Origin of the sequence: Phenylobacterium sp. (assembly GCF_036563385.1) — a bacterium.
Lineage (GTDB): Bacteria > Pseudomonadota > Alphaproteobacteria > Caulobacterales > Caulobacteraceae > Phenylobacterium.
Map to the genome: position 1 here is coordinate 380,460 of NZ_DATCML010000004.1, position 23,444 is coordinate 403,903.

At 71.1% G+C, this 23,444-nt stretch carries 22 protein-coding genes; 11 read left to right on the forward strand and 11 right to left on the reverse strand.

Annotated features, from left to right (window positions below; genetic code table 11):
• The first annotated feature begins 146 nt into the window (after positions 1 to 146).
• Together VIL67_RS02730 and VIL67_RS02735 are read left to right on the forward strand one after the other, a co-directional pair.
• Complete coding sequence (locus tag VIL67_RS02730; protein ID WP_332047304.1) at positions 147 to 584, forward strand: PaaI family thioesterase; 438 nt, start codon at positions 147 to 149, stop codon at positions 582 to 584.
• Positions 581 to 997 carry a PaaI family thioesterase gene (locus VIL67_RS02735; protein WP_332047305.1) on the forward strand — a complete coding sequence of 139 codons (417 nt, stop codon included), beginning with the start codon at positions 581 to 583 and terminating at the stop codon, positions 995 to 997. Before VIL67_RS02730 ends, VIL67_RS02735 begins: the two co-directional genes overlap by 4 nt.
• A gap of 431 nt (positions 998 to 1,428) precedes the next feature.
• Here the strand turns inward: VIL67_RS02735 and phnD are convergent, their stop codons facing one another.
• The 4 genes from phnD to VIL67_RS02755 are packed head-to-tail and all read right to left on the reverse strand — an operon-like array spanning position 1,429 to position 7,309.
• The gene (gene phnD / locus VIL67_RS02740) at positions 1,429 to 2,412 is read right to left on the reverse strand and encodes a phosphate/phosphite/phosphonate ABC transporter substrate-binding protein (RefSeq protein WP_332047306.1); all 984 of its coding nucleotides are present in this window, start codon (positions 2,410 to 2,412) and stop codon (positions 1,429 to 1,431) included.
• Positions 2,409 to 3,155 carry a hypothetical protein gene (locus tag VIL67_RS02745; RefSeq protein WP_332047307.1) on the reverse strand — a complete coding sequence of 249 codons (747 nt, stop codon included), beginning with the start codon at positions 3,153 to 3,155 and terminating at the stop codon, positions 2,409 to 2,411. The genes phnD and VIL67_RS02745 overlap by 4 nt, the downstream gene beginning before the upstream one ends.
• Before the next feature lie 55 nt (positions 3,156 to 3,210).
• A complete protein-coding gene (locus tag VIL67_RS02750) occupies positions 3,211 to 4,746 on the reverse strand; it encodes an alkaline phosphatase D family protein (RefSeq protein WP_332047308.1) in 1,536 nt (511 codons plus the stop codon).
• Between the two features lie 4 nt (positions 4,747 to 4,750).
• Positions 4,751 to 7,309, reverse strand: coding sequence for a TonB-dependent receptor (locus VIL67_RS02755; RefSeq protein ID WP_332047309.1), 2,559 nt, complete (start codon positions 7,307 to 7,309; stop codon positions 4,751 to 4,753).
• Positions 7,310 to 7,470: 161 nt separating this feature from the next.
• On the opposite strand from VIL67_RS02755, the gene VIL67_RS02760 reads away from it, so the two are divergent.
• On the forward strand, positions 7,471 to 9,150 hold the full coding sequence (locus tag VIL67_RS02760; RefSeq protein ID WP_332047310.1) for a lysine--tRNA ligase: 1,680 nt from the start codon (positions 7,471 to 7,473) through the stop codon (positions 9,148 to 9,150).
• Here VIL67_RS02760 and VIL67_RS02765 read toward each other — a convergent pair.
• Complete coding sequence (locus VIL67_RS02765; protein ID WP_332047311.1) at positions 9,147 to 9,566, reverse strand: MAPEG family protein; 420 nt, start codon at positions 9,564 to 9,566, stop codon at positions 9,147 to 9,149. The genes VIL67_RS02760 and VIL67_RS02765 overlap by 4 nt on opposite strands.
• A 133-nt stretch (positions 9,567 to 9,699) precedes the next feature.
• Between VIL67_RS02765 and VIL67_RS02770 the strand changes: the two genes are divergently transcribed.
• The 4 genes from VIL67_RS02770 to VIL67_RS02785 all read left to right on the forward strand — a co-directional run bounded on the left by VIL67_RS02770 (position 9,700) and on the right by VIL67_RS02785 (position 13,114).
• On the forward strand, positions 9,700 to 10,179 hold the full coding sequence (locus VIL67_RS02770) for a MerR family transcriptional regulator (protein ID WP_332047312.1): 480 nt from the start codon (positions 9,700 to 9,702) through the stop codon (positions 10,177 to 10,179).
• A gap of 44 nt (positions 10,180 to 10,223) precedes the next feature.
• On the forward strand, positions 10,224 to 12,011 hold the full coding sequence (locus VIL67_RS02775) for an acyl-CoA dehydrogenase C-terminal domain-containing protein (RefSeq protein WP_332047313.1): 1,788 nt from the start codon (positions 10,224 to 10,226) through the stop codon (positions 12,009 to 12,011).
• Complete coding sequence (locus tag VIL67_RS02780; protein ID WP_332047314.1) at positions 12,011 to 12,487, forward strand: OsmC family protein; 477 nt, start codon at positions 12,011 to 12,013, stop codon at positions 12,485 to 12,487. Before VIL67_RS02775 ends, VIL67_RS02780 begins: the two co-directional genes overlap by 1 nt.
• Before the next feature lie 63 nt (positions 12,488 to 12,550).
• Positions 12,551 to 13,114 carry a hypothetical protein gene (locus tag VIL67_RS02785; RefSeq protein ID WP_332047315.1) on the forward strand — a complete coding sequence of 188 codons (564 nt, stop codon included), beginning with the start codon at positions 12,551 to 12,553 and terminating at the stop codon, positions 13,112 to 13,114.
• On the opposite strand, the gene VIL67_RS02790 is transcribed toward VIL67_RS02785, so the two are convergent.
• The 4 genes from VIL67_RS02790 to VIL67_RS02805 all read right to left on the reverse strand — a co-directional run bounded on the left by VIL67_RS02790 (position 13,111) and on the right by VIL67_RS02805 (position 16,949).
• Positions 13,111 to 13,530, reverse strand: coding sequence for a very short patch repair endonuclease (locus VIL67_RS02790; protein WP_332047316.1), 420 nt, complete (start codon positions 13,528 to 13,530; stop codon positions 13,111 to 13,113). The genes VIL67_RS02785 and VIL67_RS02790 overlap by 4 nt on opposite strands.
• Positions 13,527 to 14,708, reverse strand: coding sequence for an FAD-dependent oxidoreductase (locus VIL67_RS02795; protein ID WP_332047977.1), 1,182 nt, complete (start codon positions 14,706 to 14,708; stop codon positions 13,527 to 13,529). Before VIL67_RS02795 ends, VIL67_RS02790 begins: the two co-directional genes overlap by 4 nt.
• Before the next feature lies 1 nt (position 14,709).
• Positions 14,710 to 15,699 (reverse strand): cysteine synthase A, encoded by a 990-nt coding sequence (gene cysK / locus VIL67_RS02800; protein WP_332047317.1) that lies wholly within the window; start codon positions 15,697 to 15,699, stop codon positions 14,710 to 14,712.
• Between the two features lie 113 nt (positions 15,700 to 15,812).
• Entirely contained in the window at positions 15,813 to 16,949 is a 1,137-nt protein-coding gene (locus VIL67_RS02805) for a DNA cytosine methyltransferase (RefSeq protein ID WP_332047318.1), read from the reverse strand.
• Between the two features lie 149 nt (positions 16,950 to 17,098).
• On the opposite strand from VIL67_RS02805, the gene VIL67_RS02810 reads away from it, so the two are divergent.
• On the forward strand, positions 17,099 to 17,536 hold the full coding sequence (locus tag VIL67_RS02810; RefSeq protein WP_332047319.1) for a COG3650 family protein: 438 nt from the start codon (positions 17,099 to 17,101) through the stop codon (positions 17,534 to 17,536).
• Here the strand turns inward: VIL67_RS02810 and VIL67_RS02815 are convergent.
• Positions 17,533 to 17,691, reverse strand: coding sequence for a hypothetical protein (locus VIL67_RS02815; protein WP_332047320.1), 159 nt, complete (start codon positions 17,689 to 17,691; stop codon positions 17,533 to 17,535). The genes VIL67_RS02810 and VIL67_RS02815 overlap by 4 nt on opposite strands.
• Before the next feature lie 161 nt (positions 17,692 to 17,852).
• Between VIL67_RS02815 and VIL67_RS02820 the strand changes: the two genes are divergently transcribed.
• The 3 genes from VIL67_RS02820 (at position 17,853) to recQ (ending at position 22,036) form a co-directional block, all read left to right on the forward strand.
• On the forward strand, positions 17,853 to 19,592 hold the full coding sequence (locus VIL67_RS02820; protein WP_332047321.1) for an N-acyl-D-amino-acid deacylase family protein: 1,740 nt from the start codon (positions 17,853 to 17,855) through the stop codon (positions 19,590 to 19,592).
• A 65-nt stretch (positions 19,593 to 19,657) separates the two neighbouring features.
• Entirely contained in the window at positions 19,658 to 20,119 is a 462-nt protein-coding gene (locus tag VIL67_RS02825) for a BLUF domain-containing protein (RefSeq protein ID WP_332047322.1), read from the forward strand.
• A 57-nt stretch (positions 20,120 to 20,176) separates the two neighbouring features.
• The gene (recQ, locus tag VIL67_RS02830) at positions 20,177 to 22,036 is read left to right on the forward strand and encodes a DNA helicase RecQ (protein ID WP_332047323.1); all 1,860 of its coding nucleotides are present in this window, start codon (positions 20,177 to 20,179) and stop codon (positions 22,034 to 22,036) included.
• On the opposite strand, the gene VIL67_RS02835 is transcribed toward recQ, so the two are convergent.
• Entirely contained in the window at positions 22,033 to 23,433 is a 1,401-nt protein-coding gene (locus tag VIL67_RS02835; RefSeq protein WP_332047324.1) for an efflux transporter outer membrane subunit, read from the reverse strand. The two genes, recQ and VIL67_RS02835, sit on opposite strands and share 4 nt — an antisense overlap.
• Positions 23,434 to 23,444: the final 11 nt, after the last annotated feature.

Here is a 23,444-nt window from a genome sequence, read left to right on the forward strand (position 1 = left end):
GCTTCTGGGCGTCTTCAACATCGCCATGGCCGCTGTCCCGCTGACCGCCGTTGTGGCCTGGATGACCACCTTCGCGCTCTAGGCGTCGCCCGCAACCGTGGCCCGCGGATTGACCGCGGGCCGGGTCGGCCCTACCCGCTAGGCGGATGAGCGCCGACCAAGACACGCTGCGCCAGATGGCCGAGATGATGGCCATAGGCGCCCCCCAGGCCGCCGCCCTGGGCTTCCGCCTCGTCTCGGTCGAACCGTCCAAGGGCGCCATCATGGTTCCCTGGCGCGAGGACCTGGCGGGTGATCCCGATACCGGGGTCATCGCCGGCGGCGTCGTCACCACCCTGCTCGACCATGTCTGCGGCCTGTCGATCATGAGCCGCCACGGGGCCCGGACCTCCACCGCCACCCTCGACCTGCGCATCGACTACATGCGGGCCGCCAAGCCGCGCGCCGGGGTCACCGCCGAGGCGCATTGCTACAAGGTCACCCGCACCATCGCCTTCGTCCGCGCCCAGGCTTGGGACGAGGATCCCGCCGACCCGATCGCCACCGCCCAGGCCGCCTTCGTCCTGCAGGGCGCCCCCGCATGAGCGAGGCCGCGGAACGCCTGGAGGCCTTCCTCCAGCGGGCGCCTTACGTCCGCTTCCTCGGCATGCGCGCCGAGCTGGCCGGCGACGAGATGACCGCCATCCTGCCTTTCGCCGAACACCTGGTGGGCAACGTCATGCTGCCGGCCCTGCACGGCGGCGTCCTGGGCGCCTTCCTGGAGGCCACCGCCCTCGCCCAGCTGGCGGTCGCCCAGAAGTCCGCAAAGGCGCCGAAGACGATCGACGTCACGATCGAGTACCTGCGCCCCGGCCGCGCAATGACCACCTACGCCCGGGCGGACCTGCGCAAGGTCGGCCGCCGCGTGGCCAACATCCACGTGGAAGCCTGGCAGGACGCGAGGTCCCAACCGGTGGCGGCGCTGCGTGGCCACTTCCTCCTGGCGCAGGACCAGTAGGACCTAAAGCCCGCTCCCACCGGCATAGGGAGAAGGCCACCACCCAGACAAGCTTATCAAGCTCGCGCGGCGGCGGCGCCGCTCTCCCTTCCTCCTCGATGGAGGAAGGGCGGGGATGGTAGTGTGCGCAGTGAGCGGAAGGCGAAGCTCTGTCCGGCGCCGACGCCCACCTGCGCCCTCTGCGGCCGCCCCGGCGCGAACACCACCACCCAACCCTCCTCCATCGAGGAGGAGGGCTATGGGACACGCCCCCTCTCCCGCTTGCGGGAGAGGCTGGGTGAGGGCGGCGCCAGCGGTTCAGCCGCCGCTCCGGTTGGCCCCGGGTCCAACGCCCCGCCCGTCCACGCCCGGCGCCGCCCTCACCCCGCCCTCTCCCGCTTGCGGGAGAGGGAGAACGCCGGGGCGCGCCGCCGGCGCAGGTGGCTAGAGCCCTACCCCTCGCCGGCCGCCTTCTCCTTCTGGATCTTGGCGAGCTCGGCCTTCGCCGCGGCCTCGGCCGCGGCGTCGCCCTTCGAGCGCGCCTGCAGCATCGCGCCCGTCGCCTCCATTTCCCGCACCGTCAGCAGGTGACGGTCGTCGGCCGCCTTGAACGGCAGGGTCTGGATGCGGGCCAGGACGGCCCGCTGGCGCTTGGCATCCGGCGTGTCGCCGACGCCGTAGCTGAACATGAAGTCGGCGATCTTCTTCTTCAGGGCCGGGTCGAGGTCCTTGCGCCAGACCATGGGGTCCTCGGGAATCCGCGGGCTGCGCCAGACGATGTCCACGTTGGCCAGGGTGTGGTTGGCCACCTCGGTGCCCAGCATGCCCATGCGCTCGATCGAGGCGGTGTTGTTGGTCGCGGCGTCCAGCACCCCGTTGCCCACCGCGAACAGGTTGGCCTCGTGGTTCGCCGACTTCACGGTCTTGAAGCAGGTGTTCGGGTCGACGCCGCGCGGGGCGAACAGGTAGGTGATCGGGGCCAGCGTGCCCGAGGTCGACTTGGCGTCGCCCATGCCGAAGTCGAGCGAGCGGTCGCAGGCCAGCACCTTCTCCAGCGTCAGCCCCGAACCCTTCTTGACGATGATCACCGCCTCGTAGCCGTCGACGCCCGACGGGTTGACCGACCTTGCGAACACCTCGCCCTCGGCGCGGCGCACGGCCTCCAGCCCCGACTGGTTGGTGAACCAGCCGACGTCGGTCTGCTTGAACCGCATGGCCTCGATCAGGCCGGTGTAGTTGGTCCCGAAGAAGGGCCGGACCGGCATGCCCAGCGCCTTGCTCATGTCGTCCAGGAACGGCTGCCAGTCGGCCTCGGCCGACTGCCGGCTCTCGGTCGCCAGGATCGAGAAGTTCAGCACCTTCGGCTCGGGCTCGCCCTTGCCGCAGGCGGCGAGCGTCAGGGCCATGAGGCCGGCGGCGAACAGTCTGCGGTTCATTCTTCCCCCACGGGTGGCAGGCGCATCGCGACGACCTCTCTGGCCGGCCGGCGGATGCCGAACAGCGTGCGTGGCGCCGAGCGGTCGAAGGCGATCGCCTGCCCCTCCACCGCCACCGAGATGGTGGCCAGGTGGTCGAGCACCGCCCCGCCTCTGGGCAGGGCCAGCACATAGACCTCCGGCCGGTCGTGGCCGGTGACATAGAGCCGGCCGTCCTCGCCCCAGGCGCCGCCCGACGTGCTGCGCGGCGCGAATCCGGCCAGGACCGCGGCGGGGAAGCTCCAGGCCTCCTGGCGGCGCCACCGGTCGTCGAATTTCACGAGGGTCGTGTAGCGGTGGTCGCGGCCCGGCTCGCCGCCGCGCCCGTCGTAATTGGCGAAGGCGGCCCACCAGGCGCCGTCGCGTCGATCCACCCAGGTGAGGGAGCCGGGCTGGTCAGGCCCCAGGGCGACGGTTCGCAGGTGGGTCATGCGCCTGGGGTCGAAGACCTCCACCGAGCTCACGTGCGGCGTGGCCGGATAGTTGGACGCCGCGCACACCAGCTCGCGGCCGATCACCGCGCAGGAGTTCAGGTGCGGAAAGCGCGCCGGATCGCCCGTCCACTCGGCGACCTTGGCCCCGGTCCGCCGGTTGTACTTGGCGATGACCGAGTTGCCGACCGCGTAGAAGTGGCGGGCGTCCACGGCGACGCCCTGGTTGGCCTCGGGCGCCGGCCAGCGGCCGACCACCTCCGCCTGCAACACGGCCTGGGCCGCTGCGGGCCCGGCTAGGGCGACGAGCCCGAGAAGCGCCAGCGCCCTACGCAATGTGAAGCCCGGGGCGACCGGCCTCCACCTGGAACTTCGCGAGGTTTCGGACCGGGGACTGCGGGACGAGCGCGCTCTCCACCGCCCGGAAGGTCACCTCGCAGCCGTCGGGCGTCAGGTCCACGCGGCCGTAGCCGCGGTGCTCGCCCTCGGTGAACTTCAGGTTCGGGTTTGCGGCCTGCAGCCGTTGCATGTCGGCGTTGCTGGCCCCCAGCGAGCTGATGGAGCCGCCGACAAACTCGCTGGCGATCGGCTTGCCCGCCTCCAGCTCCAGTTCGCCGGCGATGAAGCAGTGGATGTCGCCGCCCAGCACCACCGGGTTCGACACCTTGGCGTCGCGCCAGGTCTCCAGGATCCGGCGGCGCGTCTGGGCGTAGCCGCTCCAGCCGTCGTTGGAATAGATCCGCCCGTCCGGGCGCGGCCGCTGGATCTCGCCCACGAGGTACTGTTGCGCCAGCACGTTCCAGCGCGCTTGTGACGTCTCCAGCCTTTCCACCAGCCAGCGCTGCTGCGCCCCGCCCAGCAGCGAGCGCGACGGGTCCGTGCGTTGCGGACAGTCGGGGATCGCCTTGCCGTCCGACTGGGCGTCGCAGGTGCGGTGCGGCCGGTGCTGGCGGGTGTCGAGGAACTGGAACTGGGCGAGCCGGCCCCAGTCCAGGGTCCGGTAGAGCAGCATGTCGGGCCCGACGGGCCGGCGGTGGCGGCGCAGCGGCATGTGCTCGAAATAGGCCTGGTAGGCCGCGGCGCGGCGGCGCAGGAACCGGGCCGGGTCGGTGTTCAGCCGGTCCTGGTCGCCGCCGTAGTCGTTGACCACCTCGTGGTCGTCCCAGATCACCATCCACGGGGCGGCGGCGTGCGCCGCCTGCAGCTTCGGGTCGGACTTGTAGGCGCCGTAGCGCACTCGGTAGCCCGCCAGGTCCACGGGCTCGGCGTCGGGGTGGCGGCGCACCCCTTTGTCGGTGCCGGCCTGCTCGTAGATGTAGTCGCCGAGGAACAGCACCAGGTCGGGATCGTCGGCCACCAGGTGGTCGTAGGCGCCCCAGTAGCCGGCCTCGTACTTCTGGCACGAGCCGTAAGCGAGCCGCAGCCGCTTCACGTCGGCGAAGGTGTCCGGCGCAGTCCGGGTCCGCCCCACCGGGCTGGCGTGCCCGCCGGCCCGGAAGCGGTACCAGTATTCCCGGCCGGGCCGGAGCCCCGCCACTTCCACATGCACCGAGTGGCCGGCCTCGGCGACCGCCAGCTGCGCGCCTGAGCGCACCACCCGCCGCAGCCGCGGGTCCTCGGCCACCTCCCAGCGGACCTCCACGGGCGCTGCACCCATCCCGCCGTCCGGCTGCAACGGCCGCGGGGCAAGGCGCGTCCACAGCACCATCCCGCGGGGGCTGGGCTCGCCCGAGGCGACCCCTAGGGTGAACGGGTCCTGGATAAGCCGCGCCTGGGCCAGCGCCGGCGTCCAGGCCGACGGCAGCAGGGCGGCCCCCGCCAGAACGGCGGCCCGGCCCAGCAGATCGCGGCGGTCGAAGCTCATGCGCCTACCATCGCGCGGAGACGCCCACGTAGTAAGTGCGCCCGTAGCGTTCGTAGTTGGTCAGCCAGTCGCGATGGCCGCCCTGGTACTCGCGCAGCACCTCGTCGTTCAGGTTCTGCAGGTCCACGAAGACCTCGACCTTGTCGGTCAGCTGGTAGCTGGCCTTGGCGTCCAGCCGCTCGTAGTCGTCGTCGTAGGTGTCGGCGTCGGCGTTCGCCCCGATGGTCTGCACCGCCTTGCCGGTGTGGTGCCAGGAGACCGCCGCCTCCAGCCGCCCGGCCTGGTAGAACAGCTGGGCGCCCCACAGCAGGTCGGACTGCGCCGGGAACGGCAGCTTGCCGCGGTCTGGCGTGGTCAGGCTCGAGTCCGTCCAGGTGACGTTGGCCGAGGCGCCGAAGCCGCTCCAGAAGCCCGGCAGGAATTCGAACTGCTGCTGGTACTGCAGCTCGACGCCCTTGATCTCGCCGCGGTCAGCGTTGCGCGGCTGGATGTACTCGAGGCGGGAATAGGTCCGCCCCTCGAGGGTGACGCCGGTGAGCGTATCCTCGAAGTTGAAGATCGGGTCCTCGATCCGCTTCAGGAAGGCGCCGGCCGAAAGGATGCCGCCCGGGGCGAAGTACCACTCGGCGGAGGCGTCGAAGTTGTCCGACAGGTACGGCTGCAGGTCGGCGTTGCCCTCGGCCAGCTCGCCTTCGAACGTCCCGTTGTTCAGCTGGGTGAAGATCAGGTTCCCCCCCGGCTTCAGCTGCGGATACTGCGGTCGCCCGAGCGTGCGGGTGTAGGCCAGCCGCAGGATCACGTCCTCGCGCGGCTCGAAGCGCAGGTGCAGGTTGGGCAGGAAGTTCGTGTAGTCGCCGTCCTGCGACTGCGGCGTCACGCTGCCGCCGCTCAAGCGGAAGCCATCCACCTCCACGCGGGTGTGCTCCACCCGCCAGCCGCCGATCAGCCGCCAGCCGCCGAAGTCCACGTCGGCCATCACATAGCCGGCGGTCACCCGCTCGTTGAGGTCGTAGTCGTTCAGCGTGTCGTTGGAGAGGCTCGTGGCGGTGTTCCGCACGAAGCGCGGGCCCGGCAGGTTCTGGGCGGTGAACTCGCGGATCGCATCGGCGTCGATGGTGAAGCGGTTCAGGTAGACGTACTCGCCGGTGTCGACCTCCATGACCGGCCCCTGCAGGCCGAAGTCCGCCAGGGTGAAGCGGTTCGGCCCGGCGCCGGCGCGCTCATAAAGATCCGTGCGGCCGTCGAAGGCCTTGTCGGTGTCGCGCACCTTCAGGCCGAACTTCAGGTAGCTGTCGACGCCGATGTCCAGCTCGCGCTTGAGGTCCAGGCGACCCGCGATATTGGTCTCCTCGCCGGACTCGTCCTGCACCGTGTGCTGCCGGAAGCCGAGCAGCGAGGCCGAGGCGTTGCGCGGCTCGGCCGTGTAGAGCAGCGGCCGCATGTCGAAGTCGACGGTGAGGTTCGCGCTGGTGGCGCGGAACTGCCAGAGCTGGTTCGGCTCCACCAGCTCGTTGAACCCGTAGGACAGGTCGTAGCTGGCCGACCATGGCCCGCGCTCGTGCACCCCGCCGAACGAGTAGGAGGAGATGCTCTTCTCCTTGTACTCCAGGCGCAGGTCCTGCCGGGCGTCGACGTTGCGCGCCACGCCCGTCGCGCCGTCGGCGTTCAGCGTCACGTTGGCCAGGTTGGCCGCAAAGTCGAGCCGCCAGCGCTGGCGGTACTCGTCCTCGGTGAACCGCGAGTAGAGGCCGCGCAGGTAGAACCGGTCCTCCTCTGTCGGCCGGAACTCCAGGGCCCCAGCCGCCCCGATCCGCTCGCGCTTCAGCCGGTAATTGGTGGTCTTGATGTTGGTCGGCAGGCCGCCGCGGGCGACGCCCGGCACGGTGCGCCAGTCGTCGGGATAGAGGCCGTCCGAACGGTAGTCGCGCGACGAGCCGTTGACCCCCACCAGGACGCCCCAGCGGCCCTCGCCGAACACCGCGCCGATGGTGGCGTCGCCCTGCACCGGCGTCTTCTCGTTGAATTCCTGGTAGCCCACCTGCACGGAGGCGCGGGCGAACCGGTCCTGGCCGAGGTCGAACGGCGACTGGCTGATCAGGTTGATCGTGCCGCCGATGCCCTGGGCGTCGCGGTCGGGCGTCACCGCCTTGACCACCTCGATGCGGCCGAGCAGCTGGCCCGAGACCACGTCCAGCGGCAGGGCGCGGCTGTCGCCGTCGGGGTTGCCCACCTCGACGCCGTTCAGGGTCACGTTGTTCAGCGCCGAGGGCGTGCCACGGATGGAGACGTAGCGGCCCTCGCCCTGGTCATAGGCCAGGCCGACGCCTGGGAGGCGTTCCAGGTTCTCGGCGATGTTCTTGTCGGCCAGCCGGCCGATCTCGTCGGCGGAGATGGCGTCGACCACGCCCACCGCCTCGCGCTTCACCTCGATGGCCCGCTGCTGGGAGAGCCGCTGGCCGGTCACCACCAGCTCGTCCACCTCCTGCGCCAGGACGGGCTTGCCCGCCGCGAGCATGACGAACGCCAGAGCCAGCCGGCTCGGCGCCACCCTCCGAAGTCCCATCCGCATTCCCCCGATCAGCGCGTCTGCGGCGCTGTACGGCGAGCTTGCGACAGTTCAGTCACGCTTTCACGTCAAATCTGTATGGGAAACGGCTGTCGCCGGATCGGCCAGTTCCCGAATTTCCTTGAGGAATGGGCTGCCGGGGATTACCTGCGCCGGCCATGTTGCAAGGACTTTCCCAACCGGCCCGTGACGCGAAGAGCTGGCCCTTCGAGCAGGCGCGGATCCTGCTTGACCGCATCCTGCGCCTGCGCCTCTCGGAGGCCGAGCGGGACTTCGCCGCCCCACTGATCGCCGAAGGCAAGTTCGACGAGCTGGTCCGCGCCCTGCCGGCGCTGACGGCGCCTGTGATCTTCCAGTGCGGCTATGGCGCCTCGGGCCTGCCGCACATGGGCACCTTCGGCGAGGCGGCGCGCCCGACCATGGTGCGCAACGCCTTCCGGGCGCTCACCGAGGACGCCATCCCGACCCAGCTGATCGTCTTCTCCGACGACATGGACGGGCTGCGGAAGATTCCCGACAACGTGCCGAACCGCGAGATGCTCGAAGAGGACCGCGACAAGCCGGTCACCAGCGTCCGCGATCCGTTCGGCGAGCACGAGAGCTTCGGCCACCACAACAACGCCCGCCTGCGCGCCTTCCTGGACGGCTTCGGCTTCGACTACACCTTCATGTCGTCCACCGAGACCTACCGCTCCGGCCGGTTCGACGAGGTGCTGCTGCGCATCCTGGAGCGGTTCGACGCCGTCATGGGCATCATGCTGCCGACCCTGGGGGAGGAGCGCCGCGCCACCTACTCCCCCTTCCTGCCGATCAGCCCGAAGAGCGGCCGGGTTTTGCAGGCCCCCACCCTCGAGCGCAACGTGGAGAAGGGGACCATCGTCTTCGCCGACGAGGACGGTGAGCGCACCGAGGTCCCGGTCACCGGCGGGCATGTGAAGCTGCAGTGGCGCCCCGACTGGGCGGCCCGCTGGACGGCGCTGAAGGTCGACTTCGAGGCCTCGGGCAAGGACCTCGTGGACTCTGTGCGGGTGTCGAACAAGATCGTGCGCGCGCTCGGCGGCGAGCCGCCGGAGGCGTTCCACTACGAGCTCTTCATGGACGAGAACAACCAGAAGATCTCGAAATCCAAGGGCAATGGCCTGACCATGGAGGAGTGGCTGCGCTACGGCACGCCCGAGAGCCTGGCCTACTACATGTATCAGTCGCCCAAGTCGGCGAAGCGGCTCTTCTTCGACGTGATCCCCAAGGCGACCGACGAGTACCTGTCGCACCTGGACGCCTTCCACCGGGCGGCGACGGAGTCCAACCGGCCGGCGATCGACAACCCCGCCTGGCACGTGCACCGCGGCGCGCCGCCGGCCAAGGGCTCGCCGGTGTCGTTCTCCCTGCTGCTGAACCTGGTCTCCGCCGCCGATGCGTCCACCAAGGAGATCCTCTGGGGCTTCCTGGAGCGCTACATCCCCGGCGCCACGCCGCAGAGCGAGCCCCTGCTCGACAAGCTCGCCGGCTACGCCCTGAATTACTACGAGGACTTTGTGAAGCCCTCGAAGAGGTTCCGCGCGCCGACCGACCAGGAGCGCCGGGCGATGCTCGACCTCGTGGCGCGGCTGAGGGCCCTGCCGCCCGGCGCCGACGCCGAGGCGATCCAGAACGAGGTCTTCGCCGCCGGCAAGGCGGCCGACTTCGAGCCGCTGCGAGCCTGGTTCGGCGCGCTCTACGAGGTGCTGCTCGGCCAGTCGACCGGACCCCGCTTCGGCTCTTTCGTGGCGATCTTCGGCGTCGAGCGGACGATCCAGCTGATCGACCGCGCGCTCGCCGGCGAGCTGGCCGCCGCCTAGAAGGCCGCCAGCGCCGCGCGCACCGCCAGCGCCGCCAGCACCAGGGAGGCGGCGCTGAACACCGCCCAGCGGAGCATGATGACGTTGACGGTGGCCTGCACCAGGCTGTGGACCACCCGCAGGCCGACGTAGGCCCAGGCCAGGGTGGCGTTCAGCCCGGACCCTTCGCCCAGCACCGCCAGCGCCAGCGCCGTGGCGTAGAAGATGGTCGGCTGCTCCATCAGGTGGTTGTAGTTGTCGGCCTTCCAGCGGACCTGCGGCGGCAGCTGACTGGTCAGCTCCGCCGGGCTGCGGTTCGGGTCCAGCGGGATCTTGGCCTTCTGCATGGCCGGGATGCGCGTGGCGTACATCCACAGCCACATCACCATCGACCAGAGCACCAGCACCATCACCGGCTGCAGGATCGCTGCGTTCATCGTCGTTCCCCCACGGCGGCTCGCCGCCTCAGAAGCTTAGCCGCGCGCTCACCCGCCGCCACGTCATTCCCTTGACGTAAACGGAAACGTCGCCTTACGCTGTCAGGACAAGAACAGCGTCAGGGAGGACGCCATGCCCAGCGACCTGCGGCGACCCCAGCGGAACTTCACGATCCGCCAGCTCTGCCTGGAGTTCAAATGCACCCCCCGGGCGCTGCGCTTCTACGAGGACAAGGGCCTGCTCAATCCCGCCCGGGACGGCATGAACCGGGTCTATTCCTACAAGGACCGCGCGCGCCTGCAGCTGATCCTCCGCGGCAAGCGGGTGGGCCTGTCGCTGGCCGAGATCGGCGAGATCCTCGACCTCTACGAGGTGGACGACGGCGGCGCCCAGCAGGCGGCCAAGAGCCTGCGCAAGTTCAAGGAGCGCATCGTCGCGCTCGAGAACCAGAAGCTCGACATCGACAAGGCGATCGCCCAGCTGCGCGAAGGCATCGCCATGATGGAACAGCGGCTATCCGAGACCCGTCCGGACCTGCTGCCGAGGGCCGAGGCCTACGACCAGGTCTTGCGCCATCGCCTCGACGGGCTAGAGCACAGCGAAGCCAAGTAGGCCGCGGGGACGCGGCCTCCAGACCTGAGACCGGAACCCGATAGATGACCTTCCAGCCCCCCGTGCGGGACTACCAGTTCCTGCTCCGCGACGTCCTGCAGCTGGAGCGCTACGCCAACCTGCCGGCCTTCGCCGACGCGTCCATGGACACCGTGGACCAGATCCTCGAGGAGGCCGGGAAGTTCACCGGCGAGGTGCTCGCGCCGCTGAACGGCGTCGGCGACAAGGAGGGCTGCGTCTGGAGCCCGGACTTCACCGTCAGGACGCCGACCGGCTTCAAGGAAGCCTACGCCCAGCTGGTGGAGGCTGGCTGGCCGGCGCTCGGGGCCGACCCGAACTTCGGCGGCCAGGGCTTGCCGCACGTGGTCAACCTGGCCTTCTCGGAGATGAGCTCGGCGGCCAACATGGCGTTCTCCATGTACCCGGGCCTGACCCACGGCGCCTATTCGGCAATCCACGTGGGCGGCACGCCCGAGCAGAAGGCGCTCTACCTGCCCAAGCTCGCGTCGGGCCAGTGGGCCGGCACCATGAACCTGACCGAGCCGCACTGCGGCACCGACCTCGGGCTGCTGCGCACCAAGGCGGTCCCCCAGGCCGACGGCAGCTACAAAATTTCGGGCCAGAAAATCTGGATCTCGGGCGGCGAGCAGGACCTGACGGAGAACATCGTCCACCTGGTGCTGGCGCGCATCGAGGGCGCGCCGGCCGGCGTGCGCGGCATCAGCCTGTTCATCGTCCCCAAGTACATCCCGGACGCCAACGGGAACCCCGGCGAGCGGAATTCGGTGAAGTGCCTGGGCCTTGAAGAGAAGATGGGCATCCACGGCAACGCCACCTGCGTGATCAGCCACGAGGAGGCGACGGGTTGGCTGGTGGGCGAGGAGAACCGCGGCCTGCCGATCATGTTCGTGATGATGAACGAGGCCCGCCTCGGCGTGGGCATGCAGGGCATCGCCCAGGCCGAAGCCGCCTACCAGGCCGCCGCGGACTTCGCGCGCGAGCGCCTGCAGGGCCGTTCGCTCACCGGACCGAAGAACCCCGAGGGCCCCGCCGACCCGATCATCGTGCACCCCGACGTGCGGCGGATGCTGATGGACGCCCGGGCGATCATCGAGGGCGGCCGCGCCTTCCTGTTCTGGACCGCCCTGCACGGCGACCTGGCCCACGCCAGCCCCGACGAGGCGGCGCAGCAGAAGGGCCGCGACTACATGGCCCTGCTCACCCCGGTGCTGAAGGGCTTCCTCACCGACCGCGGCTTCAAGGTCTGCTCGGACGCCATGCAGGTGCACGGCGGCTCAGGCTTCACCGAGCACTTCCCGGCCAGCCAGTACCTCCGCGACGTGCGCATCGCCCTGATCTACGAGGGCACCAACGGGGTCCAGGCGCTGGACCTCGTCGGCCGCAAGCTGGCCGCCGACGGCGGCCGGGCGGTGATGACCTTCTTCGCCGAGCTCGACGCCTTCATCGAGGCGAACGGCGGCGACCCGGCGATGAAGCCGTTCACCGATCCCCTGGCCCGGGCGAAGGGCGAGCTGCAGGAGGCCACCATGTGGCTCATGCAGAACGGCCTGGCCAACCCCGAGAACGCGGGGGCCGCGTCCACCGACTACATGCAGCTCTTCGGCCTCGTGGGCCTGGCCTACATGTGGGCGCTGATGGCGAAGGCGGCGAACGAGAAGATAGCGGCCGGCGCGAGCGACCCGATTTATGCCCGCAAGCTGACCGTGGGCCGCTACTACATGGAGCGCGTGCTGCCGGAGACCGCGTCGCACCTGGCCAAGCTGAAGACCGGCTCGGAGCTGATGATGGCCCTGCCGGCCGAGGCCTTCTGATGTCGAAGCACCGCGCCACCGTGGAGTGGACCCTGGAGGACGCCTCGGCCGAGGACTTCCTGAAGGGCCGCTACAGCCGCGGCCACACGGTGCGCTTCGACGGCGGCCACCAGGTCCCGGCCACCGCCTCGCCGCACGTGGTGGGCAACAGGTGGTCGGTCGCCGGCGCCGTCGATCCGGAGGAGATGCTGGTAGCCGCCATCAGCAACTGCCACATGCTCACCTTCCTGCACGCTGCCCGCGAGGCCGGGTTCGTGGTCGCGCGCTACCTCGACCGCGCCGAGGGGGTGATGGCGAAGAACGCCGACGGGCGCATGGCGGTAACCCACGTGGCGCTGCGGCCGGAGATCGGATGGCAGGGGCGGGAGCCGACCCCCGCCGAGCTCGACCAGCTGCACCACCGCGCCCACGAGGAGTGCTTCATCGCCAATTCGGTAAAGACCGAGATCGTGGTGGAGACGCCGGCGGCCGTTTAGTTCGTGATTTGTTCTTGACCAGCTTGGAAGCTCTGCCTTAGCTTCGGGACAGGGAGAATGCGGATGGGTCTTTCGATCGCCTGGATCGCGGTAAAGGGCGTCACGCCCGAGACCGTCATGGAAACGCTCGGTGTCGAGCGCAGCAGCGCCGGGCGGCGGCAGCAGGCGCAGGTCGGCGAGCTCGCCGGCGGCTGGACGTTATATGTCGACCCCCATTTCGAGCGCGGCTTCCGAGAGCCGCTGGATCGGCTGGCGGCGCTTGGCGCCGCCCTTGTCGCCTGTCGGCAGGAAGAGCACGTGATGTACGCCGAGGCCCGTGGCTACGAAGGCGGGCGCGAGCTCTGGCGCGTGGTCCGCGACAGTGAGCAGGAGCCCTACATGCACCTCGCTGTGACCGGCGAGCCGCCGCCGCAGTTCGCGTCAATGCGGGCCAAGGCGTTCGCCGAGCAGGAGGGGGAAGGCGGCGAGGATGCGGACGTCGACCTGCTCTATGAGGTCCCGCTCGACCTCGCGCGGAGCATCTGCGGCTTCAAGACCGATGAGGATTGGCCGGACTTGTCGCCGGTGAGTGCGGTGGGATCTGCCAAGGGCGGCGGCTTCTTCGCTCGGCTCTTCGGCAAGCGCTAGGGCCGCGGCGTATCCAGCAGGCACCGAAGCCGGGCTTCCAGCGCTTCACCGTCCTGCAGCTCGCACTCCCAGATCGTCTCCACCCGCCAACCGAGCTCCACCAGCTCAGCCCGCGTGCGCGCGTCGCGGGCGACGTTCCGGCCGACCTTGGCCACCCAGTAGTCGCGGTTCTGCTTCGGAACCCGGCTTCCCCGCGCGCAGTCGTGGCCGTGCCAGAAGCAGCCGTGCACGAACAGCGCGAGCCGACGGCCCGGCAGCACGACGTCGGGGCTGCCGGGCAGGTCCTTGCGATGGAGGCGGTAGCGGGCGCCGAGCTTCGTCAGCGCCCGCCGGACCTTCATCTCCGGGCTGGTGTCGCGCCCCTTGACCCGCCGCATGACCGCGGACCGCTTCTCCGGATCGAACACGTCGGTCACGGGCGAAGCTTCGGCGGCGTAGGGCCGAGCCGGAAAAGGCCGGCGAGCACATGGGCGGCGTGGCCCCGCAGCACCGGCGCCTGGCTCAGCGGAGCGAAGATGTACGTTCGGAACCAGGACCAGAACGCGCTCGAAGATTGGAAGAGCGGGGTGAGCAAGCGGGACAGGAGCTGATAGGGCCCGGTCTGGAGGCGCCGCGCGCGCTGGTAGCCGGCGATGCGGGTCGGCGAGGGAACGCGGTCGGCCAACTCCACGGCATCGATCAAGGCCAGATTGGCTCCCTGGCCGAGTTGCGGGCTCATGCCGTGCGCAGCATCGCCGATCAGCACCACTGCACCTCGGTCCCAGCGGCCGAACGCCATGTCCTTATAGACGGCGCGGCTGAAGCAGGTGCGGCTGTGCAGTTGCGCGAGGATCGGCTCCGCTTCGGGCCACATCCGAACAACATCATTCCGCCACGCACTCAGGTCGCCGCTCAAGAACGCGTCCATTGCACTCACCGGCAAGGACCAGAAGAAACTCACATGATCCCCCGCCACGCCCGGGCGACGCCCGACGGGCAGGATGCCGATCATCGTGCTCGCTCCGTCGTAGCGCTGGTGGAGAGCGCCGTTGAAGCGACGATGCGGGTCCTGCGCGGTCGCCCACACGGCGCCCCACGGATACGTCGGCGCGCGGCTCCTCGGGCGGACTTGCTGGCGAAGGGTAGAGCCTGCCCCGTCCGCGACCACAGCCATGTCGTAAGGACCGTGACGGTCCCCCGCCGCTGTCACAAGGACCGGTCTGTCGAACGACGCGATTTGCACAACGGCAACGCCGGTGCGGATCTCGGTGCCCGCGGCAAGCGCACCTTCATAAAGCACGTCAAAGAGGCTGGCCCGGTGTACGCCCAGCCCGAATGCTCCGGGGCGCCAGCGCTCGTAACGCATGTCCATGATCGTGCGGCCGCAAAGGTCCGCACCGAACAGGCGGTCGATGCGAGCGCCGCGGTCGAGCACTGGCTCAGCGAGGTCTAAAGCCCGGATCGCGGCTAGACCCGAAGGCTGCAGGAGCAGTCCCGCGCCAACCGGTCGAGGTTGATCGAACGCTTCGAAGAGCGTGACGCGATGACCCTTCCGATCGAGCGCGATCGCGGCTGCAAGTCCGGCGACGCCGCAGCCAACGATCGCGACCCTCAGGTCAAAGCCCTTCGAACAGCGCCGTCGAGACGTAGCGCTCGGCGAAGCTCGGGATGATCACCACGATCAGCTTGCCGGCCATCTCGTCGCGCATGGCCACGTCGAAGGCCGCGGTCAGGGCCGCGCCGGACGAGATCCCCACCGGGATGCCCTCCTCCGCCGCCGCACGGCGAGCCATGGTGAAGCTGTCGTCGTTCGACACCTGCACCACCTCGTCGATCACCCCGCGGTCGAGGATGGAGGGCACGAAGCCCGCGCCGATCCCCTGGATCTTGTGCGGGCCCGGCGTGCCGCCCGAGAGCACCGGCGACGCCTGCGGCTCCACCGCGATCATCTTCAGTGAGGGCTTGCGCGCCTTCAGCGCCGTGCCGACGCCGGTGACGGTGCCGCCGGTGCCCACCCCGGAGATCACCACGTCCACCCGGCCTTCCGTGTCGTTCCAGATCTCGTTGGCGGTGGAGACCCGGTGAATGAGCGGGTTGGCGACGTTGTCGAACTGCTGGGGCATGACGGCGCCGGGCGTGGCCTCCACCAGCTCCTTGGCCCGGGCGACCGCGCCGGCCATGCCCTTCTCGGCCGGTGTCAGCTCGAGCTTGGCGCCCAGCAGCAGCAGCATCTTGCGCCGCTCCATGGACATGCTCTCGGGCATGACCAGGGTCAGCTTGTAGCCCTTGGCGGCGGCCACGAAGGCCAGGGCGATGCCGGTGTTGCCCGAGGTGGGCTCGATGATCACCCCGCCGGGCTTCAGCACACCCTTGGCTTCTAGGTATTCGATCATCGCCACGCCGATCCGGTCCTTCACCGAGGCGATCGGGTTGAAGAATTCCAGCTTGGCGACGACCTCGCCCTTGGGCTTCAGGGCGGCGGTCAGCCGCGGCAGGCGCACGAGCGGCGTGTCGCCGATCGTGTCGATGATGCTGTCGAAGATCCTGCCGCGGCCGGCGCGCTCGAAGCGGGCGGCGTCGTAGATCTTGTCGGGGGTGGCGTCCATGGCGGCCTCGGTGGCTTTCTCGCTGCGTCCGTTCGCCGCGAAACCTAAGCCTTCTGGTCGGGATTGGAAGCGCCCCCGGCCACAGGAATCGTCATGTCGTCTTGAGGCGGGCTCTAGGCGCGGCGAACCTGGGCGCCCGGGCGGGCGAGCAGCGGCTCGAGCAACTGCCCGGCAAGCCAGCGGACGACCGGCACAGCCACGCCGTCGCCGGTGACATGCAGGGCGGCGGTGGCCGCCGCCGGCAGCCGGTAGCTGTCCGGCAGGCCCATCAGCCGCGCGGCCTCGCGCGCGGTGAGCAGGCGCGAGCGCACGGCGCCGTCGCCCACCACCACGATCGACTGCCGCGAGGACCCGCCGCCGGGCGTCCGCAGACACCCCGCGAGCCCGTCGAAGCGCACCTCGGCCCGCTGCACGCGACGGCCGTCCTCCTCGCGCGTGCGGCGGAAGACGGCGCCGACCGCCCGGTCGCCGCGCGCCTGCATGGCCTCGAGCCGCGCGCGGTGCAGCGGCGCCATCAGCTCGATCAGGCGCCCGGTGCGCTCGGGCGCATGCCAGCTGACCTCGCTGTCCGGCTCCAGCAGGGCGGCGAGGTCCGTGTTGCGCGCCGCCGGGGCGGCCAGCCGCCACCAGACCCAATGGGCGGCAAGCGCCGGCGGAAGGGCGGCCGCCGCGGCCTTGACCGCGCGGCTGTGGAACGGGCTGTCGCCGGTCAGACGCGCGGGCGGCGCGTCACGGGTGGCGATCACGAAGACCCGCGGCCGCGACTGCGGGAGGAAGGCCGCCGCGTCGACCTCAAGGGCTCCGAAGGCGTAGCCCTGCCCCGCCAGGGCTGCGCCCAAGGCCGCGAAGTCGGCGCCCCTGTGGGACGTGAGCAGGCCGCAGACGTTCTCGATGACAATGGTCCGCGGGGCCCGTCCCTCGGCGGCCGAGCCTTCCACCAGCCGCCAGAAGCCGAAGAAGGCGGAGGAGCGCCCGCCCGCCAGGCCGGCCCGGGCGCCGGCCAGGCTGAAGTCCTGGCAGGGGCTCGAAGCCCAGGCGAGGTCGGCCTGTCCCGGCAGGTCGGCGGCCGACAGCGCCCACACGTCGCCTTCGCGAAAGTGGTGCGCGGCGTCGGCGTGGTTCAGCCGGTAGGTGCTGGCCTTCAGGTGATCGAAGTCGTTGGCGAAGGCGCACGTCCAGCCGGCGCCGAGCCCGAGCCGGGCCATGCCGCCGCCGGCGAAGAACTCATAGAAGGTCAGGGGCGCGCTCACGACAGGCGAGCCTAAGCTGATTTGCGCCCGTTCCGCTCGTCCCGGCGAAAGCGGGGATCGGGGCTTCTTTCGTTCCGCACGGTCAGGCATGGTCGCGCGGCCGGCTGGAACGCACCTGGGTTCCGCCTGCACGATCATGTGGAGGAAAGATGCGTCAGCTGATGGGGTTTGCGGCGCTCGCCTTGGCCGCCTGCAGCGAGGAGCCCACCCAGCCCCCCGCAGCAGCGCCGACCGTCCTGGCCGCCGCCCCGCCGGAGGTGCGGATGGACCTGTCCCAGCCCCTGCTGGCGCGCGGCAACGAACCCTTCTGGGCCGTGCGGATCGACGGCACGAAGCTCACCCTGCAGCGTCCGGAGACGCCGGAGAAGGTGTTCACCGCGCCCGGCGCCCAGGTCACGCCCGGGCGGGCCAGCTGGACGGCCACGGCGGCGGATGGCGAGACGCTGGCGGTCACGCTCTACGTCAGTGACTGCAACGATGGAATGAGCGACCTGCGCTATCCGATGGCGGCGGAGGTGAAGGTGTTGGATCAGACGTTCAGCGGCTGCGCGGCCAAGGTCGCCGACCTGCCGCGCGCCGGGGGCTAGCCGCGGCCGAGGTCCAGTGTCTGAACTTGCGAGTGCGCGGCGGCCTCGCTCTTGTGCGGCACGGGCAGCAGCAGGCCGACGCCCACCGCAAGCGCCGCGGCGGCAGCCAGAAAAGCCTTCAGCGGCATCCCGGGTCCCTCGTCCGTTCTGCGCATTCTTATCCTACAGCCTAGCTTCTCGCGGTTAATCGCGGCCAAAGAACACGCCGAAAATCGGGGAGTTCCTATGGCCAAGGCGCACGACGCTTGACCTGACCCGAGGTCCGGCCGGCTAATGGCGTAAACGAAAAGAGAAACGCCCTCAGGGAGGCGGCGCCATGGAAAGAGCCTACGACCTGGTCATCCGGGGCGGCGCGGTGGTGGACGGCTCCGGCCGGCCGGCCTTCGACGCCGACGTCGCGGTCAAGGAAGGCCGCATCGCCGCCGTCGGCATGGTGTCCGGCGCCGGCCGGGAGGAGATCGACGCCCGCGGCCAGCTGGTGACACCAGGCTTCGTGGACATCCACACCCATTATGACGGTCAAGCGGCCTGGGACGAGCGCATGCAGCCGTCCTCCTGGCACGGGGTGACCACGGTGGTGATGGGCAACTGCGGCGTGGGCTTCGCCCCCTGCCGCCCCGAAGACCACGACCGCCTGATCCGGCTGATGGAAGGGGTCGAGGACATCCCCTTCCCGGTGCTCAGCCAGGGCCTGCCGTGGACCTGGGAGAGCTATCCCGACTACCTGGACCGGTTGGCCGAGCGGCGCTTCGACGTGGACGTCGGCAGCCAGCTGCCGCACGCCGCCCTGCGGGTCTTCGTCATGGGTGAGCGCGGGGCCAACCGCGAGCCCGCCACCGAGGCCGACATCCACGCCATGGCGGCGCTCGCCAAGCGGGCGGCGGAGGCGGGCGCGATCGGCTTCGCCACCTCGCGCACGCTCAACCACCGCACCTCGGACGGCCAGCCGACGCCGACGCTCACGGCCGGTGAGGACGAGCTGACCGGCATCGCGCTGGGCCTCGCCGCCGCCGGCCGAGGCGTGCTGCAGGTGGTCTCCGACTTCGCCGACCCAGAGGCCGAGTGGGCCATGCTGCGCCGGATCGTCGAGCGCTCGGGACGCCCGCTGTCGTTCAGCCTCGTGCAGAGCCCCCGCGCGCCGCTGAGCTACAAGGTCCTGCTCGCCCGCCTGGCCGAAGCCACCGCCGCGGGCCTGCCCATGCGGGCGCAAGTGGCCAGCCGCCCCGTCGGCGTGCTGTTCGGGTTCGAGCTGACCATGAACCCGTTCAGCCAGCACCCGGCCTTCCAGGAGATCAAGGCCCTGCCCTTGGCAGGCAAGGTCGAGCGCCTGCGCGATCCGGCGTTCCGCGCCCGCCTGCTGCACGAGGAGAGCGAGGCCCAGCGCGGCTTCGCCGGGACCCAGCCGCGCGCCTGGGGCAACATGTTCCTGCTCGGAGACGAGCCCGACTACGAGCCGACGCCGGAGATGACCGTCTCGGCCATCGCCACGCGCACCGGCCGCGACCCGGCGGAGGTGGCGCTGGACCACCTGCTGACCAATGGCGGCCGGGGCATGCTCTACCTGCCGTTCCTCAACTATGCCGACATGAGCCTCGATCCCGCCTACGAGATGCTGAGCCACCCGGATTGCGTGCCCGGCCTCTCCGACGGCGGCGCCCACGTGGGGATGATCTGCGACGGCAGCTTCCCGACCACCAACCTCGTGCACTGGACGCGCGACCGCACCCGCGGGCCGAAGCTGCCGCTCGAGCACATGATCGCCGGCCAGACCCGGCGCACCGCCGAGACCGTGGGCCTGCTGGACCGGGGCCTGGTGGCGGAGGGCTATCGGGCTGACCTCAACGTGATCGACTACGACCGGCTGAAGCTGCGCGCGCCCGAGGTGGCCTACGACCTGCCCGCCGGGGGCCGGCGGCTGATCCAGCGCGCCGACGGCTATACGGCCACTATCGTGGCGGGCGAAGTCACCTACCGCGACGGCCAGCCTACCGGCGCCCTGCCCGGCCGCCTCCTGCGCGGGAGCCAGTCCGCCCCCGCCGCCATGGCGGCCGAGTAGCCGGCGTTAGCCGAACCTCAACCTCTGGTCGGGTAGCCGGAAACGACCGTGTCCGGAGAACGCCCATGGCTCGCATCGGCAGCCGCACCCTGCACCAGCTGATCTACGCCAGCCGGATCGCCATCCCCTGGCCCGACCAGGGGCGCGAGGTGGACCAGATCATCGAGGCCTCCGTGCGCAACAACCAGGCGGTCGACGTCACCGGCCTGCTGCTGGTCCACGACGGCTGGTTCGTCCAGGCGCTGGAAGGCCCGGCCGAGGCGGTGCTCAACACCTACCGCCGGATCTCCGACGACGCGCGCCACGGCGACTGCCGCGTGCTGCACGCCGGTCCGGGGGAAAGCCGCAGCTTCGAGGACTGGCACATGTGCGCCCGCCACATGACCCCGGCCGACGAGGCGATCCTCGACACCCTGTCCATGAAGGGCCTGTTCGAGCCGCACCGGCTCACCGGCAAGCAGGCCCTGCGCCTGCTGAAGGCCGTGCGCGGCGTCCAGCACAGCACCCGCCTGCGCGCCCTGGGCTAGGGAAAAAACGAGAACGCCGCATGGCGCCGGGGGACGCTTGCGGGCATAAACCCGCGGATGTCGTTCGCCCTCGCTGACGCCGAACAAGCGCCGCTGGACCGCGCGCGGGAGATCCTGCGCCGCACCTTCGGCCACCAGGACTTCCGCGGCCTGCAGGCCGAGGTGATCGCCGAGGTGCTGGCCGGCCGCAGCACCATGGCCGTGCTGCCCACCGGCGGCGGCAAGAGCCTCTGCTACCAGATCCCGAGCCTGATGCGGCCCGGCCTCGGCCTCGTGGTCTCGCCGCTGATCGCGCTGATGTCCGACCAGGTGGCGGGCCTCGTGCAGTCGGGCGTCGCCGCCGCCCGCCTGGACTCCAACATCGACCCCGCCGAAAAGGCGGAGACCTGGCGCCGCATCGACGCGGGCGAGCTCGACCTGCTCTACGTCTCGCCGGAAGGGCTGATGCAGCCCTGGATGCTGGACCGCCTGGCCCGCACGCCGCTCGCCCTGATCGCCATCGACGAGGCCCACTGCGTCAGCCAGTGGGGCCACGACTTCCGGCCCGAGTACCGGATGCTGGGGCGGCTCGCCGAGCTGTTCCCCGCCGTGCCGCGCCTGGCGGTCACCGCCACGGCCGACGCCCGGACCCGCGACGATATCCGCGCAGAACTGCGCCTGGAGGCCAGCCGCGAGTTCGTCGCCAGCTTCGCCCGGCCGGAGCTGATGCTGTCCGCCGAGCGCAAGCGCGGCGCGAAGGAAAAGCGCGTGGTCGAGCTGGTCACCGCCCGCCCCGACCGGTCCGGCGTGGTCTATGCCGGCTCCCGCGACGGGACCGAGAAGCTGGCCCAGGCGCTGCGCGACGCCGGCGTCCCGGCGCTGGCCTATCACGCCGGCCTGGAGCGCCGCCTGCGCAACGAGCGGCTGGAGGAGTTCCTCGAGGCCGACGCCGCGGTGATGGTGGCGACCATCGCCTTCGGCATGGGCGTCGACAAGCCGGACGTCCGCTTCGTCATCCACGCCGACCCGCCCTCGTCCATCGAGGCCTACTGGCAGGAGATCGGCCGCGCCGGCCGCGACGGCGACCCGGCCGAGGGCATCACCCTCTACGGCGCGTCGGACATGGCCTGGGCGCTGCGCCGCATCGCCGAGCGCGACATGGACGAGCAGGTCAAGCAGGTGCAGGTCCGCAAGGTCCGCCAGCTCTACACCCTGCTGGACGGCACGGGCTGCCGCGCCGGCGCCGTGCGCCGCTACTTCGGGGAAGAGGGCGTCCAGGCCTGCGGCCACTGCGACCTGTGCCTGGGCAAGGTGGAGGTGACCGACGCCACCGAGGCCGCCCAGAAGGCCCTCTCCGCCGCCCATCGCCTGGGCGGCCGCGTCGGCCGCGGCCGCCTGGTCGACCACCTGCTCGGCAAGACCAAGGACCCCAGCGCCTTCGAACAGGGCCTCTCCACCTGGGGCATCGGGACCGAGCTGTCGCTCGCCCAGTGGCGCGACCTCACCGAGCAGCTGATCTTCGAAGGCCTGCTGCGCGAGGACCCCAACGACGGCCGCCCGCTGGTCGGCATCGGCGACCCCGACGCGGTGCGCCAGGTGTTCCGCGGCGAGCGGCGCATCGCCATGCGCAAGCCGGCCGAGGGCTACGACCCGGCCACCCGCTCGGGCCGCCCGCGCAAGCGCGCCCGCGAGGCCATGGCCGCCCTGCCGCCCGCCGACCAGCCGCTGTTCGAGGCGCTCCGAGCCTGGCGCAGCCGCGAGGCCAAGGCCCAGCACGTGCCCCCCTACGTCATCTTCAACGACCGGACCCTCACGGAGATCGCCGCCGCCCGCCCCGGGAGCCGCGCGGCGCTCGCCCGCCTGAACGGCGTGGGCGAGGCCAAGCTCGCCCACTACGGCGACGCGGTGCTTGAGATCGTCGGTGGCTTCGAGGCCTAGTCGGCGACCGCCTGGGCCGCCTCCCAGCCGCCGCCCAGGGCCTTGTAGACCGCCACCACCCGGGTGTTCAGCGCCGTGCGCGCTGCGCTCGCCGCGTCCTCCGCCGCCAGCAGGCTGCGCTCGGCGTCCAGCAGGGTGAGGAAGTCCACGGCGCCTTCCCGGTAGCGCAGCCGCGCCAGCTCCGCCGCCCGGCGGGCCGCCGCCTCCCGGTCCGTCAGGCTGCGCAGCCGCGCCTGCTGCTGGGCGTAGCCCGCGAAGGCGTTCTCCACGTCCTCCAGCGCGATCAGGACCGCCTGGTCGTAGGCGGCGAGCGCCGCGTCCGCCCGGGCTTCCTGCGCCCGCAACCGGGCGCGCGCGCCGGCCATGTCGAGGGCGGGCCAGGTCACGGTCGGCGCCACGCTCCAGGCGCGGCTGGCGCCGTCGCCCAGCGAGCCCAGGTCGCCGGTCAGGAAGCCCAGGAAGCCGCTGATCCGAACGCGCGGGAAGAGGTCGGCGGTGGCCACGCCCACCCGCGCCGCCTGGCCGGCCAGCCGGCGCTCGGCCGCCTGCACGTCGGGCCGCCGCCGAAGCAGCTCGCCCGGCTCTCCGATGGGCAGCGGGCGGACCCGGGCGGCCACCTCCCGCGGCCCCGCCAGCAGCCCGTCGAGGGCCCCCGGCCGCTCGCCCGTCAGCGCCGCCAGGCGGTGGGCGGCGGTCGTCGCCTCCAGGATCAGGGCCGGGATGGTCGCCTCGGTGGCGCTGAGTTCGCCCTGCGCCCGGGCCACGTCCACGGCGTCGCCCGAGCCCACCTCCAGCCGGGTGCGGGTCAGCCGCAGGGTCTCGCGCTGGGTGTCCAGGTTGCGCAGGGCCACCGCCAGCCGGTCCTGGGCGCCGCGGAACTCGAGGTAGGTCCGCGCCACCTCGGCCGCCACGGTCACCTGGGCCGCCCGCAGGTCGGCCTGCGCCGCGCCGGCGTCGGCGGCGGCCGCCTCGGCGCTTCGGCGCACCCGGCCGAACAGGTCGAGCTCCCAGGCCGCGTCGAACCCCGCCTCCCAGGTCTCGTCGGTCAGCGGCGGCCCCGCGGGCTGCGGCGTGCGCCCGTCCTGGTAGGCCGCGGCCGCCGTCACGCGGGGCAGGCGGTCGAGCCTCGCGTCCCGCAGCAGGGCGCGGGCCTCGCGCACCCGGGCCTGCGCGATCCGCAGGTCCAGGTTGCCGTCGAGCGCGCGGGCGACCAGCTCGTCCAGCACCGGATCGCCGAACTGGCGCCACCAGCGGGCCTCGGCCGCGGCGGAGGTGAAGGCCGCCGGTTCGGCCTTGCGGAACTCGGCCGGCGCGGTCCGCGGCGCCTCGTAGCGCGGCCCCACCGCGCAGGCGGAGAGCAGCAGGGCGGCGAGCGCCGCCGTCATCTTGAGCGACATCGACATCCCTC

Coding starts and splice junctions, on each gene's coding strand:
- VIL67_RS02780 (WP_332047314.1), top strand. CDS start 12,011: ATGTCGAAGCACCGCGCCACCGTGGAGTGGACCCTGGAGGACGCCTCG.
- cysK (WP_332047317.1), bottom strand. CDS start 15,699: ATGGACGCCACCCCCGACAAGATCTACGACGCCGCCCGCTTCGAGCGC.
- VIL67_RS02735 (WP_332047305.1), top strand. CDS start 581: ATGAGCGAGGCCGCGGAACGCCTGGAGGCCTTCCTCCAGCGGGCGCCT.
- VIL67_RS02770 (WP_332047312.1), top strand. CDS start 9,700: ATGCCCAGCGACCTGCGGCGACCCCAGCGGAACTTCACGATCCGCCAG.
- VIL67_RS02815 (WP_332047320.1), bottom strand. CDS start 17,691: ATGCGCAGAACGGACGAGGGACCCGGGATGCCGCTGAAGGCTTTTCTG.
- recQ (WP_332047323.1), top strand. CDS start 20,177: ATGTCGTTCGCCCTCGCTGACGCCGAACAAGCGCCGCTGGACCGCGCG.
- VIL67_RS02775 (WP_332047313.1), top strand. CDS start 10,224: ATGACCTTCCAGCCCCCCGTGCGGGACTACCAGTTCCTGCTCCGCGAC.
- VIL67_RS02765 (WP_332047311.1), bottom strand. CDS start 9,566: ATGAACGCAGCGATCCTGCAGCCGGTGATGGTGCTGGTGCTCTGGTCG.
- VIL67_RS02810 (WP_332047319.1), top strand. CDS start 17,099: ATGCGTCAGCTGATGGGGTTTGCGGCGCTCGCCTTGGCCGCCTGCAGC.
- VIL67_RS02755 (WP_332047309.1), bottom strand. CDS start 7,309: ATGGGACTTCGGAGGGTGGCGCCGAGCCGGCTGGCTCTGGCGTTCGTC.
- VIL67_RS02825 (WP_332047322.1), top strand. CDS start 19,658: ATGGCTCGCATCGGCAGCCGCACCCTGCACCAGCTGATCTACGCCAGC.
- VIL67_RS02730 (WP_332047304.1), top strand. CDS start 147: ATGAGCGCCGACCAAGACACGCTGCGCCAGATGGCCGAGATGATGGCC.
- VIL67_RS02750 (WP_332047308.1), bottom strand. CDS start 4,746: ATGAGCTTCGACCGCCGCGATCTGCTGGGCCGGGCCGCCGTTCTGGCG.
- VIL67_RS02820 (WP_332047321.1), top strand. CDS start 17,853: ATGGAAAGAGCCTACGACCTGGTCATCCGGGGCGGCGCGGTGGTGGAC.
- phnD (WP_332047306.1), bottom strand. CDS start 2,412: ATGAACCGCAGACTGTTCGCCGCCGGCCTCATGGCCCTGACGCTCGCC.
- VIL67_RS02835 (WP_332047324.1), bottom strand. CDS start 23,433: ATGTCGCTCAAGATGACGGCGGCGCTCGCCGCCCTGCTGCTCTCCGCC.
- VIL67_RS02785 (WP_332047315.1), top strand. CDS start 12,551: ATGGGTCTTTCGATCGCCTGGATCGCGGTAAAGGGCGTCACGCCCGAG.
- VIL67_RS02760 (WP_332047310.1), top strand. CDS start 7,471: ATGTTGCAAGGACTTTCCCAACCGGCCCGTGACGCGAAGAGCTGGCCC.